Annotated in this window: 13 protein-coding genes; all 13 read left to right on the top strand. The window is 32.8% G+C overall.

Going from position 1 to position 14,187, the window contains the following annotated elements; all coding sequences use genetic code 11:
• The first annotated feature begins 10 nt into the window (after positions 1-10).
• From BK584_RS12240 to BK584_RS12180, 13 genes are read left to right on the top strand one after another with little or no spacing between them, the layout of a single operon-like run.
• Entirely contained in the window at positions 11-1,822 is a 1,812-nt protein-coding gene (locus tag BK584_RS12240) for a polysaccharide biosynthesis protein (RefSeq protein WP_078392867.1), read from the top strand.
• A gap of 35 nt (positions 1,823-1,857) precedes the next feature.
• Positions 1,858-3,105, top strand: coding sequence for an oligosaccharide flippase family protein (locus BK584_RS12235; RefSeq protein ID WP_169871231.1), 1,248 nt, complete (start codon positions 1,858-1,860; stop codon positions 3,103-3,105).
• Positions 3,106-3,125: 20 nt separating this feature from the next.
• A complete protein-coding gene (locus tag BK584_RS12230; protein ID WP_245809006.1) occupies positions 3,126-4,268 on the top strand; it encodes a glycosyltransferase in 1,143 nt (380 codons plus the stop codon).
• A gap of 36 nt (positions 4,269-4,304) precedes the next feature.
• Positions 4,305-5,594, top strand: a complete 1,290-nt coding sequence (locus BK584_RS12225; RefSeq protein WP_078392864.1) for an O-antigen ligase family protein — start codon at positions 4,305-4,307, stop codon at positions 5,592-5,594.
• Positions 5,591-6,667, top strand: a complete 1,077-nt coding sequence (locus BK584_RS12220) for a glycosyltransferase family 4 protein (RefSeq protein WP_078392863.1) — start codon at positions 5,591-5,593, stop codon at positions 6,665-6,667. Before BK584_RS12225 ends, BK584_RS12220 begins: the two co-directional genes overlap by 4 nt.
• A gap of 24 nt (positions 6,668-6,691) precedes the next feature.
• Entirely contained in the window at positions 6,692-7,960 is a 1,269-nt protein-coding gene (locus tag BK584_RS12215) for a glycosyltransferase family 4 protein (RefSeq protein WP_078392862.1), read from the top strand.
• Positions 7,935-8,516, top strand: a complete 582-nt coding sequence (locus BK584_RS12210) for a sugar transferase (protein WP_245809005.1) — start codon at positions 7,935-7,937, stop codon at positions 8,514-8,516. Before BK584_RS12215 ends, BK584_RS12210 begins: the two co-directional genes overlap by 26 nt.
• 4 nt (positions 8,517-8,520) lie before the next feature.
• Entirely contained in the window at positions 8,521-9,051 is a 531-nt protein-coding gene (locus BK584_RS12205) for a GNAT family N-acetyltransferase (protein WP_078392861.1), read from the top strand.
• A gap of 9 nt (positions 9,052-9,060) precedes the next feature.
• Positions 9,061-10,017 (top strand): 1-aminocyclopropane-1-carboxylate deaminase/D-cysteine desulfhydrase, encoded by a 957-nt coding sequence (locus BK584_RS12200; protein ID WP_078392860.1) that lies wholly within the window; start codon positions 9,061-9,063, stop codon positions 10,015-10,017.
• Positions 10,018-10,037: 20 nt separating this feature from the next.
• Positions 10,038-11,003, top strand: coding sequence for an ATP-grasp domain-containing protein (locus tag BK584_RS12195; protein WP_078392859.1), 966 nt, complete (start codon positions 10,038-10,040; stop codon positions 11,001-11,003).
• Between the two features lie 5 nt (positions 11,004-11,008).
• The gene (locus tag BK584_RS12190) at positions 11,009-12,151 is read left to right on the top strand and encodes a DegT/DnrJ/EryC1/StrS family aminotransferase (RefSeq protein ID WP_078392858.1); all 1,143 of its coding nucleotides are present in this window, start codon (positions 11,009-11,011) and stop codon (positions 12,149-12,151) included.
• A gap of 1 nt (position 12,152) precedes the next feature.
• Positions 12,153-13,157 carry an NAD-dependent epimerase gene (locus tag BK584_RS12185; RefSeq protein WP_078392857.1) on the top strand — a complete coding sequence of 335 codons (1,005 nt, stop codon included), beginning with the start codon at positions 12,153-12,155 and terminating at the stop codon, positions 13,155-13,157.
• Positions 13,158-13,167: 10 nt separating this feature from the next.
• On the top strand, positions 13,168-14,082 hold the full coding sequence (locus BK584_RS12180; protein ID WP_245808849.1) for a UTP--glucose-1-phosphate uridylyltransferase: 915 nt from the start codon (positions 13,168-13,170) through the stop codon (positions 14,080-14,082).
• The last annotated feature ends 105 nt before the right edge of the window (positions 14,083-14,187 follow it).

Below are 14,187 nucleotides of genomic sequence, written 5' to 3'. Positions count from 1 at the left end.
ACTATTGTTTATGACATTAAAGCAAAGACTACTTACACTCATTTTAATTGATTCGGCTATTGTTCTTTTCTCTATTTATATATGTAGTTTAATTCTTACTGCAGGCAGTTCACCTGTTACAGAAGTAATTGTCGCAAGTTCCATTGTCTTGTTGCTTGTTCATCACTTATGTGCTTACAAATTCAAGCTTTATAAACGAGCGTGGGAATATGCGAGTATTACTGAATTAAAAGCAATTGTTTATGCAGTAAGTATATCGATAGTCGCTGCGGGTTTAACGCAGCTTATTTTCTTTCAGGACTTCTATGCGCGAACACTTATTATGACATGGATGATGCACGTGATCTTAATTGGTGGGTCTAGAATGTCTTGGCGTGTATATAAAGACACGTACATAACAAATAAAAAAGATGGAAAACGAACGCTGATTATTGGCGCTGGTTCTGCCGGAACGATGATTGCACGGCAATTAAAGCAAGACAAAGATACGACATTGACCCCAGTAGGTTTTATTGATGATAACTTTACTAAGCATGGTTTAGAAATTATGGACTTGACAGTACTAGCTGGAACAAAAGATGTACAGGAAGTTGTAAATGATAAAAAAGTAGAACATATCATTATTGCGATTCCATCGCTATCTAAAATCGACTTAAATCGAATCGTAAAATTATGCACGGATACAAACGTAAAAACACAAATTCTCCCCCGTATGGAGGATTTAGTATTAGGTTCCGTACAAGTGAGCCAGTTTAAAGATGTGGAAGTTGAAGATTTGTTAGGTCGTGAACCAGTGGAGCTTGATGTAGATGGGATCGCTGAATATATTACTGGGGAAACGATTCTTGTTACGGGTGCTGGTGGTTCCATTGGTTCAGAAATCTGTCGCCAAGTCGCACGCTTTTCCCCGAATCAACTAATCTTATTAGGACACGGAGAAAATAGCATTTATTCTATTGAAATGGAATTACGTAGAAATTTACCAGACTTAAATATTGATACAGAGATAGCTGATATTCAAGATAAAGAGAAAATGAATCTTATTATGCAAAAACGTAAACCACACGTTATTTTTCATGCGGCCGCACATAAGCATGTGCCTTTAATGGAAAGAAATCCTGAAGAGGCGGTTAAGAATAATGTAATAGGTACTCGAAATGTAGCGGAAGCGGCGGACTTGGCAAATGTAAATACTTTTGTGATGATTTCAAGTGATAAGGCTGTTAATCCAACTAGTGTGATGGGGGCAACAAAAAGAATTGCAGAAATGGTTGTTCAGCATATGGACATGATCAGTGATACTCGATTTGTCGCTGTACGTTTTGGAAATGTGTTGGGGAGTCGTGGAAGTGTTATTCCGTTATTTAAAGATCAGATTAAGAACGGTGGGCCGGTTACCGTAACTCATCCAGATATGGTACGTTATTTTATGACAATCCCAGAGGCATCGCGTTTGGTGTTGCAAGCTGGTTCGCTTGCCGAAGGCGGCGAAGTGTTTGTATTAGATATGGGAGAACCAGTGAAAATTGTTGACCTTGCTAAGAATTTAATTAGGCTTTCTGGTTTTAGCGAAGAAGAGATCCCTGTTGAATTTACAGGCATGAGACCTGGTGAGAAAATGTTTGAAGAGTTATTAGGAGACGATGAGGTTCATAGTGAGCAAGTCTATCCAATGATTTATAGAGGAAAAACATTACGAGTAGATATTAATCTTGTAATTAAAGAAATTGATTCCTATAAATATAAAAGACCAGAAGAGTTGAGAAGAATCATTTTAGATACAGCCAATTCGAGAAAAGAAAAAGTAGAACTAAGTGTTTAAATTTGTAATGATTAATATTGGATAGGTGAATGTTTGTGAGGGAAAAAACTCCTTTATCTTTGAGAAGAAATTTTTCAGTAACCTTTATTAGTAATATTATATATGCTGCCTGCCAATGGGGCGTGATTATTATAATCGCACAATTAGGCTCTCCAGAAAAATTAGGCATGTACTCTTTGGCTTTGGCTATAACTTCTCCTATTTTGTTATTAACAAATTTACAGTTGAGAAATATGCAAATAACAGATGTAAATAATAAATATCAGTTCTCCGATTTTTTTACTTTCAGGATAATTAGTTCTTGTATCTCAGTAGTTATTATAATAATTGTTGCTCTACTTTTTGATTATGATTACATGACAGTAATAGTAATTATATTAATAGGTGGTAGTAAGTTTATAGAATCAATTAGCGATGTTTCTTTTGGTTTATTTCAGAAAAATGAGCGTATGGACTATGTCGCTGTGTCAAAAAATTTAAAAGCTATTAGTTCAATATTTAGCTTTTCAATTACACTTTGGATTACTGGTAGTTTAGTATACAGCGTTATTACGTTGGCAATTTCTTGGTTATTAATTTTAATCTTTTTTGACTTAAGAAATGTCAATAAATTCTCTAAGATGAATATAAAATTTAATTTAGATAAGAAGAAAATGATTACAATCTTTAAGGTGTCATTACCTTTGGGTATCATGAGTATGTTACTATCACTTAACTCTACTATTCCTCGTTATATAATCGAAAACTACATGAATCTGGAAGCACTAGGCTATTTTTCTGCTTTAGTTTACTTGTACGTAGCTGGAAATACTGTCATAAGTGCGTTAGGGCAATCAGCTGCACCGAGATTGGCTAAGTACTATGCAAGTAATAATCTTAGTATGTTTAAATTGTTGTTAAAAAAATTGAACTATCTCGGATTATTTATCGGAATCATATCGGTTATATTTGTTGTGTTATTAGGAGAATTATTTTTAAAGATCTTTTATGGGGTAGAGTATGCTGTTTACACTAAAGAACTCAATCTCATTATGATCGCTGCATGTATAAATAATATTGCAGCCTTTTATGGATATGGTCTGACTGCAACAAAAAGCTTTAAAATACAACCATATATTGGTTTCACAATGGTGGTTGTTAGTTTCCTAACTTCCATTTTGTTAATCCCTAAACTAGGATTATTAGGCGCGTCTTATGCTTTAATAGCTGGAGCTATAGTTCAATTAACTATGTTAATTGTCATACTGAAGATCAAATTATCAAAAACACAAAGAGGAAAATAGGGGGATAATAATTGTTGGATGTGAAGGAAACACTTCATATAATTTCTTTAAAAAGAAGAGCAGGTCTTGAAGTTATGTTTATAAACTTTATTAAGGAAATGAAAAAAAATAACCCTGAATTATTGAAGTATCAATTAATTTATACAGTCGGATTATCAGAGTACTTTAAGAAAGAGTTAGAAGAGCTAGGTATTAAAACATTCAAAAGTAAAAGCGATAAATTTAAAATATCTGATATATTTGATGTTATGAAAATAATTAAGAATGAAAACATAAAAATATTGTATGGACAAAACTTCTTAGGAAATGCTATCTGCGGGTTAGTAGGTTTTTTTAATAAAAAGTTAAAAATTATATGCCATGAACACGGTAGTTCTTGGGGGGTAAGTGGTAAGAAAGAAATACTAACTAAAATGTGGATCAGGAATGCTGATTCTATCATTTGTAATTCTAGAGCAGCATCTATTTTACTATATAAAAGGTTTAAGTGTAATCAGGATAAATTACGTGTAGTATTAAATGGAATAGATTATATAGAAGCTTTAAATGTTGAGAAGCATGAAAAGACTTTAGTTTTTGCTGGTAGGTTAGATAAAGTTAAATCTCCACAAACTTTGATTCATATGATGAAGTATTTAACTAATGAGGATACTTCTTTTCAACTATGGGTTTTAGGTGACGGAAATTTAGAACTTGGTTTAAAGGGACTTGTCAGCGATATGAATTTATATAATCATGTGTTTTTCTATGGTAATGTTGCAAATGTTTATGATTATATGGCAAAAGCAAATTTTCTTGTTTTACCTTCAATTCGAGAGGCGTTAGGAAACGTAATAATAGAAGCTGCTTATCAATGTACACCTACTATCGGTACTGACATTGATGGTATTCCTGAAGTTGTAATTCATGGGAAAACAGGTATATTATTAAAACCTTCTCTAACACCATACGATAAAAATATTGGTGAGTACTCAGTTAATGTTGAGTCAGAAGAATTATGCAAGCCTAGAGCTCTAGACCCAAAACAATTAGCTGAAATTGTGATTGAAGCGTTCAAAGATCCATTAAATATTAAGAGGATGGGAGAAGAAGCAAAAAAAGAGGCAATGAGAAAATTTAAACTAAGTAATTACTATAGAGGTATTTTGAAAGAATTGTATTAAGTTTCAATTTGCAGCTTAAGTACTCATGAGGTGACTATGAAAAATTACCTATTGGAATTTAAAACAAGTAAAGTTAGGTCTTATTATATAATCTGCATGTTGTTTTTAAGTTTATATTTAAGTATTAGTGTAACTCCCGAAGTTAGGTTGTTTTCGTACGAAGTAACTTTAATGATACAGATAGTATTATCAATATTTATTATACCATTCATAAGGATGAGTAGAGAAAAAGGGAATTTAAATTTAATCTTTCTTTTTATGTGTTTAATTTGTTGGTTTTTAATTACTTCTATTACTTCTGCAGAGACTGCTAGTTCTGTCTCAAGGTTACTACTATCTTTTGGACCGGGAGTGATGGTCTTATTAATAGTTATAAGTGATGTTAATCCGCTTTTCACTTTCATTCGAGTATCAAAATGGTTTATGTGGTCTGGTATTATATTTTCCATAGTTGGAATTTTGTTGACGTTTTTCGGAGATTTGAATAGCTATAAAGGAGTATATTATGAGACCTTAAGTATCGGCCCAATTGAAGTCTCTCAAGTAGTTGTCCATGCAAATGAATTTCTAAGAATTGCATCACTCCTAGATAATCCAAATAATTTTGGCCTATTGCTTTTCTTTTCTATAATGTCAACTCTTGCTTTAAAAAAATTGGATGAAATAGATAAATATTTTTTTGTATTAATTTTATTGATACAAATTTCTGCTTTGCTAATGACAATCTCTAGAGCTAGTTTATTGAGCTCAGTGGTCGGTATAGGTTTTTTTTTCCTTCTTACGAGTAAAGGGTTACATCAATTATCAAATCGGATTATTTTAGGTTTTTTGACTGGTTTATTGGGACTTGTTTTATTTTTAACTGTGTTTAATGATATAAGTGCTTTTGATAGGTCTTCAGGTTTTGCAGGCAGAGAAGTTGCATGGGAGATAGCAATTTCTAATATTAAGGAGAATTTCATGATTGGGATAGGTTTTGCGACATCTGATATTATGCTGGAGAAGCTAGGTTTGGATATTTCAACTCACAATATGCATCTTAGTTTATTGTTAGAAGCAGGGATAATAGGCTATATATTATTTATAATGATTTGGTTATATGGGATTTCAAGAGGCGTTATTAACCATTTAAGCACAAAAGGAGCTAAGAACTTTAAAATCTCGGTAATGTATGCTACGTCTATTTCCATAATGATTTCGTTATTGTTACATCAAATGTTTGAGACTAAAATTCCCTACACAGGATTTTTTACTCTTTTTTGGTTTTATTTTTTGGGGATAGCTTTTTGTAAGGTCTTTTATGAGAAAGGAATTGAAGTTACTTGAAAAAAAAATATTTAGCAATCGGTCCGCTTCCGCCGCCTATAGGCGGTGACACTATATCATTTTCACGATTAATTAATAGTGAGTCAATAAAAGACGAAGTGGAGTTAATTATATTTGATACCTCAAGAAAAGATAAAGAGAGTAAAATAAGTAGGAAACTACAATTGAGTGACTTGTTTAATGGAATAAAGTTTTTAAGAGGGATTTGGGTGTATAGAAAAAAAGTGGATGGAGTTCTGCTGTGGGCAAACAGTCGGTTTGCATATACAATGGGTTTTTTAATCATTTTACTGTTTAAACTTTATAAGAAACAAATTGTTTTGAAATTATTTGGAACTTCGTTTACAGATCATTATAAAAATCGAATTCCTGGTTTTTATAAAAAAGCTATAAATATTATTTTTAATAAAGTAGATTTTATATTGCCACAAACTGAAAATCTTAGGCGATTTTTTATAGATGAAGTTGGTCTAAATGCAGAAAAAGTAGTTCAACTACCCAATTTTTTATCTCGGACTCCCCAGAAAAAAATTATAGATAGTAGAGATAAAGGAGTTAATTCAATATTTGTTGGTCAAGTTAAGCAGCCTAAGGGTGTAATGGATATTTTGGAGGTTTTGGAAAAGGATTCTACTATATCTTGCGATTTTTATGGGACGATATTTAATAAAGATAAGGAAGAATTTTTATCTAGAGTGCAAAAGCTCAACAATGCTCATTATAAAGGAGAAATTCCAGGGGACTCTGTTGTTGAAACAATAAGCCAATACGATATTCTATTGCTACCTACAACTTACGCTGGTGAAGGTTATCCTGGAGTTATTTTAGAAGCATTTTTTGCGGGTGTTCCTGTAATATCCACTAAGTGGAAAGACATTCCCGAGCTGGTTTCAGATGGAGTGAACGGCATGCTGATTAATGTAAATTCTCCTACTGAGTTGCATTTAAAATTAAAGTCAATTATCAATTTTGATTATTATCGAAATTTGAGTGAAGGAGCACATAAAACAGCTTACATGTATACAGAGGAAGAAGTTATTAAAAAGATATTAATTCCTATTTTAACTAAGTAATATTTATAAAAGGTGTGTTGATAAGTGAGGATCCTATATATTCATCAATATTTTAAGACGAAAGAAGGTTTTTCGAGTACTCGCTCTTTAGAATTTGGTAGATTACTAACTGAAAAAGGTCATGAGGTTACTATGCTAACAAGCGATGTCCATTTAAAGCTTTCTAAAGAGCCAATTGTAAAAAAAACAATTTTAACTAAGGAATATAATATTGAAGGCATGAAGGTAATTGCTATTAAGAATAACTACTCAAATTACATGGGGAAAATAAGAAGGATCTGTTCATTTTTACTTTTTATGTTTTTATCTACTTATCAAGGTTTAATTTTAAAAAGGCATGATATAGTTTATGCGACTTCAACTCCTTTGACGATTGGCGTGCCAGCTTTCATTATTAGTAAGATCAAAAGAGTACCATATGTATTTGAGGTGAGAGATTTATGGCCTGAAGCTCCTATTCAAATGGGCTTTATAAAGAATAAAAAAGTCATTAAGTTATTAAGGTGGTTTGAAAAAAAAATTTATAAACACGCTAGCCATGTAATTGCTCTTTCTCCAGGAATGTGTGAGGGGGTTATAAAAGCGGGTAAAGATCAAAATAAAGTAACAATGATATCAAATAGCTGTGATTTAGAGATGTTTGATGAAACTGATATGGAACTTCCAAAGGAAATAGGAGAATTGTTGTCAACAGATCAATTGATAGCAGTCCATCCAGGAACGATGGGAGAAGCTAATGGTTTAAACTACATAGTCGATGCCGCAGAAATTTTAAAAAATAATGGAACTAAGGATGTTGTAATCTTATTAACAGGAGATGGAAGTAACCGACCTATTTTGGAGGGTTTATGTAAGCATAAGGATATATCAAACATTATATTTACTGGTAATATTCCTAAAAAGTTTATGCCTTCTTTTCTGTCTAAAGTAGATATTACTATTACGTCTTTTAAAGATATACCTATTTTAGCAACTAATTCTCCTAATAAATTTTTTGATTCATTAGCAGCTGGCAAACCAACAATTGTTAATTCACCTGGTTGGACAAAAGATTTAGTTGAGGAGCATAGTATAGGTTTTTATGTTGATCCAAAACGTCCTAATGAACTTGCTGATTTATTAAATGAATTGACAAAAGAGAAAGAAGTTTTAAAAGAGATGGGTGAGAGATCGAGAGTAGTAGCCGAAAAATATTTTGATAGAAAGAAACTTGCTAATCAATTAGAAAATATATTAATTCAAGAAGTAAATTATGATGGGAAAAAAGGTGTTAATCTTGAAGAAAACCATTGATTACTTTGGCTCTACAGTGTTAGTTATTGTGCTATCACCATTTCTGCTATTAATAGCTATTTTAATTAAATGCGAATCTAAAGGCCCGATATTTTTCAGACAAAATCGTCTAGGTTATAAAGGTGAAACGTTTAAAATATTTAAGTTTCGAACAATGCAGCAAGGGACAGAAAAAGCTGGCACAGGTATATTTACCAATGAAAACGATCCAAGAATAACTAAAATCGGAAAATTTCTAAGAAAAACGAGTCTTGATGAACTTCCCCAATTATTAAATATATTAAAAGGTGAAATGAGTTTTATAGGTCCTAGACCTCCCGTGCCCTATCACCCATATAATTATGAAGATTATACGACTAAACAAAAGAAAAGATTCCTGGTTAAACCAGGAATTACTGGACTAGCTCAAATTACAGGTAGAAACAATCTAAGTTGGGATGAAAGAATCGAGTATGACGTGAAGTATGTGGATAACTTATCATTCAAAGAAGATATAAGAATTGTACTAAAAACTATTCAATCAGTGGTGTTTAAAGAGAATATATATAGAGGGTGATCTAGTGTTAGTCGGGGTGAATATTTATCTTCGTTTAATGGAGGATGAAGACGTAAAATATAAAGTTAAATGGGTCAATAATAATGAAGTTAGGAAAACATTAAATTTTAGTTACCCTATATCTGAAATAGGCACACGTAAGTGGTTGAATTCGGTTGCTAACGACTCTTCAAGAAGAGATTTTATTATTTGCGATTTACAAAATGATAAGCCTATTGGTTATATAGGAATAAACAATATAGATATCAAGAACGCTAAAGCGGAGTATTATATTGGACTTGGAGACCCAGGATATTGGGGAAGGGGTTTGGGGATAGAAGCAAGTAAATTACTAATTCATTATTGTTTTTCCGAACTAAATTTAAATAAAGTATATTTGTATACTTGGGAAAAGAATTATTCAATGATAAAATTGGCTAAACGATTGAACTTTGTGAAAGAAGGACATCTAGAAGATGATGTCTTATCACATGGCGAACATAGAGATAGAATAATAATGTCTCTTTTAAAGAAGAACTATATCAAAGAAGATTGAGGTGGTTCCATGGCCGAGAAAATAAGCTTCAGTTCTCTGCCTACTCCAATTAGTAATGAAGGTAGGCATAAATTATGGAACGGTAATAATTTATATGTTAAAAGAGATGATTTAACTGGTTTTGCTCTTGGGGGAAACAAGTCAAGAAAGTTAGAATATTTTTTTTATGATGCCGTGGTCCAAAAAAGTAACCATATTGTTACTTATGGTGCTTTACAATCGAACCATTGTCGTATGACTGCAGCAGCAGCCTCAAAGATGGGGATGGATTTTACAATGATTGTTCCAGAGACTGACGAAAAGCCAACATATGAAGGTAATTATAAGATTACCTCTCTTATGGGAGTTAATTTAATTGCTACGCCTTTGAATCAAGTGAAAACAACTATAACTGAAACTTTGTCTTCTTTAAAAACATTAGGGGATGCTCCATACTTCATTCCCGGTGGAGGACATGGATACTTAGGCACATTGGGGTATGTAGAAGCGTATCGAGAAATTGAATCACAAAAACAACACAATTTAGTTCCGCGTGATATTGACTATATATTCTTAGCTTCAGGTACGGGAGCAACTCAAGCTGGTTTAATTGTAGGGAGCGGATTGTGTAATAATGCAGAAAAAATAGTTGGTATTAGTATAGCAAGAGCTTATAAGCAAGGCATCCAACCCATAAAAGAAAGTATAAACGAATATAATAATATCAATAAGACGGATATAAAAACCAATAAGATAGTATTTGAGGATAAATACATTGGGTCTGGTTACGGAGATGTCTATACAGAAATTGAGACCACCATTAAAAAGGTGGCTAAATTAACCTCAATAATACTTGATCCAATCTACACAGGGAAAGCTTTTTATGGAATGCTAGATTATCTGGATAGGAATAGTATTAAAAATAAAAACGTTATTTTTATTCATACCGGAGGAATTCCCTTGTTTTTTAACAAGAGTTCTTTTTAAGAAGGAGCATAAGAATAGTAATGAATGTACTAATTACAAGTGCTGGCAGAAGAGTTAAGGTAATTGAATATTTCAGAAAAGAATTAAATAAAATTGGTGGGAGAGTTTTTGCTGCAGATTGTGACAAGACAGCGCCAGCTTTAAATTTTGCGGATACTTCTTTAGTCATTTTACCAATTGTAGATGAGAAATATATTGATGAATTACTAGAGATATGTCGAAGTAATGAGATTTCGGCGGTTATATCTTTAATTGATCCAGAGCTAGAGATTCTTTCAGAAAATAAGAGTCTATTTAAAGAAATAGGTGTTGAGGTAATTGTATCTCCATTAAAAGAAGTGAAATTAAGTTTTAATAAATTCAATATGTATGAAGAATTTATACGTAAAAGTATCCCCGTTGTGCCAACATATAATTCGGTCGAAAACACTTTAGAAGCACTAAATAGCCATGTAATAAGTTTTCCAATTATATTAAAGCCAGGCAACGGGAGTGCAAGCATAGGAATTCGTATAATAAACTCGGAAAAAGAATTGAGAGAAGCATTCTTTCTTCAGGATAATTTAATTGCTCAACCCTATATACAAAGTGATGAATACGGCGTAGATGTTTATATAGATATATACTCCAAAGAAGTTGTTAACTTATTCATTAAAAGAAAAATTAAAATGAGGGCCGGAGAAACAGATAAATCTATATCAATTAAAAATAAGGCTATTCAAGAGCTTATTCTTAACACGCTAAAACATTATGATTTTATTGGTCCCTTAGACTTTGATATTTTCGAGTATAATGGAACTTATTGTATTTCAGAGATAAATCCACGCTTTGGTGGTGGTTATCCTCATGCTTATGAGTTAGGACAAAATTTTATTAGTTCTATTATAACTAATTTACAAGGAAATTCAAATGATTCAATAATTGGAGATTATGAAAAGAACTTAATGATGATTAAGTACGACAATGTGCTTATTAAGGAGATATAATCGAAATGAAGGAAAGAATTCACCTCTCGTTGGCGCATTTAGGAAATGAGGAATTAACTTATGTTAACGAAGCATTTGAAACAAATTGGGTTGCACCTTTAGGTCCTAATGTTGATTCATTCGAAAAAGAACTATCAAATTATATTAATGTGAATTATGCCACGGCAGTGAGTTCTGGTACTGCAGCAATTCATTTAGGTTTACAATTATTAGGTGTAAGGAAAGACGATATAGTGTTTTGCTCAAGCTTAACTTTTGTGGCAAGCGCAAACCCTATACTATATCAAGGGGCAGAGCCAGTTTTTATTGATTCTGATCCGATTACTTGGAATATGTCTACAAGAGCATTGGAGAAAGCTTTTGAAGAAGCAAAAAAATCTGGGAAACTTCCTAAGGCAGTAATTGTAGTAAATTTGTATGGACAAAGTGCAGATTATGATCCTATATTAGAAATTTGTAATCTATACAATGTACCTGTATTGGAAGACGCAGCTGAATCACTAGGGGCTACTTATAAAGGAAGAAAGAGTGGTACTCTTGGAAAGTTAGGTGTCTTCTCTTTTAATGGAAATAAAATCATTACTACTTCTGGTGGGGGAATGTTAGTATCAGATGACCAGGAAATAATTGATAGAGCGAAATTTTTAGCAACTCAAGCTAGAGAAAATGAGCTACATTATCAACATAATGAAGTAGGGTATAATTATAGATTAAGTAATGTATTGGCAGGAATAGGTAGAGGACAGTTAAAAGTACTTGAAGATAGAGTCAGTGGTAGAAGAGCGATATACTCAAAGTATTATGATGAGCTTAACGAATTTGCGGGTATTGAATTTATGCCCGAAGCTTCCTATGGGAAACATAATAGATGGTTAACCACTTTAACAATCAATTCTAGTTTTTCAATAATTGATAGTTCAGGTCTAATCAAAGCATTACATCAAGAAAATATTGAGGCTAGACCAGTTTGGAAACCGCTTCATTTACAACCTCTATTTAAAGACAATAAATACTATACTCATGAAGAAAGTGTAAGTGAAATTTTATTTAGAGATGGGCTATGTCTACCTTCTAGTACAACAATGACTTTGTCCCAACAAGAAAGAGTTATTGATGCAATTAAATATGCATTAAAAGGTAGGTACTGAAATGAAAGTTCTTATTACAGGGGTAGCTGGGTTTATTGGAGTGAATTTAAGTGAGCGTTTATTGAAAAATGATATAACTGTTATAGGAATTGATAATATGAATGATTACTATGATATTAGATTAAAAACAAATAGATTAGAACTTTTAAAGAGAGAATCTAATTTTATTTTTTTAGAAGGTGATATAGGGGAATTACACTTTATAAAACAACTTTTTGCAAAATATAAACCAACACATGTAATAAATTTAGCAGCGCAAGCTGGGGTTCGTTATAGTATCGATAATCCCCATGCATATATTCAATCAAATCTAGTTGGTTTTACAAATATATTGGAGTCTTGTAGACATAACAAGGTTGAGCATCTTATCTATGCCTCTTCAAGCTCAGTTTACGGTGCTAATAAGAAGATGCCTTTTTCAACGACAGATGCTGTGAATCATCCTGTAAGCCTGTATGCGGCTACAAAGAAATCAAATGAACTTCTCGCCCATACGTATAGCCATTTATATAACCTTCCTACAACTGGCCTTCGTTTCTTTACTGTCTACGGCCCATGGGGGCGACCTGATATGGCTTACTTTTCGTTTACGAAAAACATTATGGAAGGAAAACCGATTAAAGTGTTTAATAACGGCGAAATGATGCGAGATTTCACATACATCGATGATATTGTTGAAGGCATTGTTCGTTTAATTGATAAGAAACCAGAACCAAATCTTGAATTTGATCATCTGCATCCTGATCCAAGTAGTAGCCATGCTCCTTACAAGGTATATAATATTGGGAACAATGAGCCTGTTAAATTAATGGACTTTATTCGAACAATTGAGAAGCATGTGGGTAAGGAGGCAAACTTAGAATTTTTGCCGATGCAGCCTGGAGATGTTCAAGCAACCTATGCCGATATTAACGATCTACAAAAAGCAACTGGATTTAATCCGACTACTTCAATTGATGAGGGTATAGGCAAGTTTGTAGAGTGGTATAAATCATATTATAAATAAGGAGTACGCTATGGCATTGGAGCTTGATGAGCTGGTTCGTATTATGTTGACTATTCAACGGAATGGGTCAAGTAGCAAGGAGTCCTACGGAGTCCATGAAACGTTAAATTATCTTGAAAAAAGTTTAATAAAAGCTTATGCCGGAGATAGTGTGAGAATGAAAAACGAAGTGCGAAAAGCGATCATACCTACTGCTGAATTAGGATCACAATTTATTCCAGTAACAAAAGTACAACAAAAAGAGATGCTACCGATTGTGAACAAGTTAGCCATTCAATACATAGTGGAAGAGGCGGTTCAGTCTGGAATAGAGGACATTATTATTGTTGTTTGTCGTACTAAGGACGCGATTAATTATGATCTCGATAAGTTATATGAGTTGGAAACCCTTGCAACGAGAAATGACTACAACGCTATGTTAGAAGAGGTTAAGCAAGCATCAAATTTCGCAAATATACATTATCTAATACAGAATGAACCAAGAGGCTTAGGAGATGCCATTCTCCAGGCCTCTTCTTTTATTGGTAACGAACCATTTGCAGTTTTGTTAGGGGATGACGTTGTTAAATCAACAGTGCCATGTCTTATGCAGATGATGAATGTTTATAGCAGGTACCATTCATCTGTGGTAGGTGTGGACCGAGTAGAATATAGTGACGTTTCTAAATACGGAATGGTCTCTCCTAAAGGAGAGTCCATTGATACACGTTTGTTTCATGTTGAGACGTTTCTCGAAGAAGATTCTAAATATAGAGTTTTATCAAATCTTGCGTTAATGGGCAGATATATTCTACGACCGGAGGTATTCCAAGTGTTAGAAAGTTTATCAGTAGAAGCTTTTGGTGATATCGAGTTAACAAGTGCATTGATTCAACTTAATGAAGAACAAGCAATTCTTGCATACGAGTTTGATGGGAACGCCTAAAGCATTTGAGGTTAATTAGGCTTTATAAAAACTTAGATTTTGCGCTGTGAAGAAGTCAATTAAATTAGAATCTATCTTTAGATTTTAAAAATTTATGAAGACATA

Source organism: Shouchella patagoniensis, assembly GCF_002019705.1.
Taxonomy (GTDB): Bacteria; Bacillota; Bacilli; order Bacillales; family Bacillaceae_D; genus Shouchella; species Shouchella patagoniensis.
The sequence above is the reverse complement of the archived record's forward strand: the minus strand, read 5'-3'. Positions and strand labels throughout refer to the sequence as shown.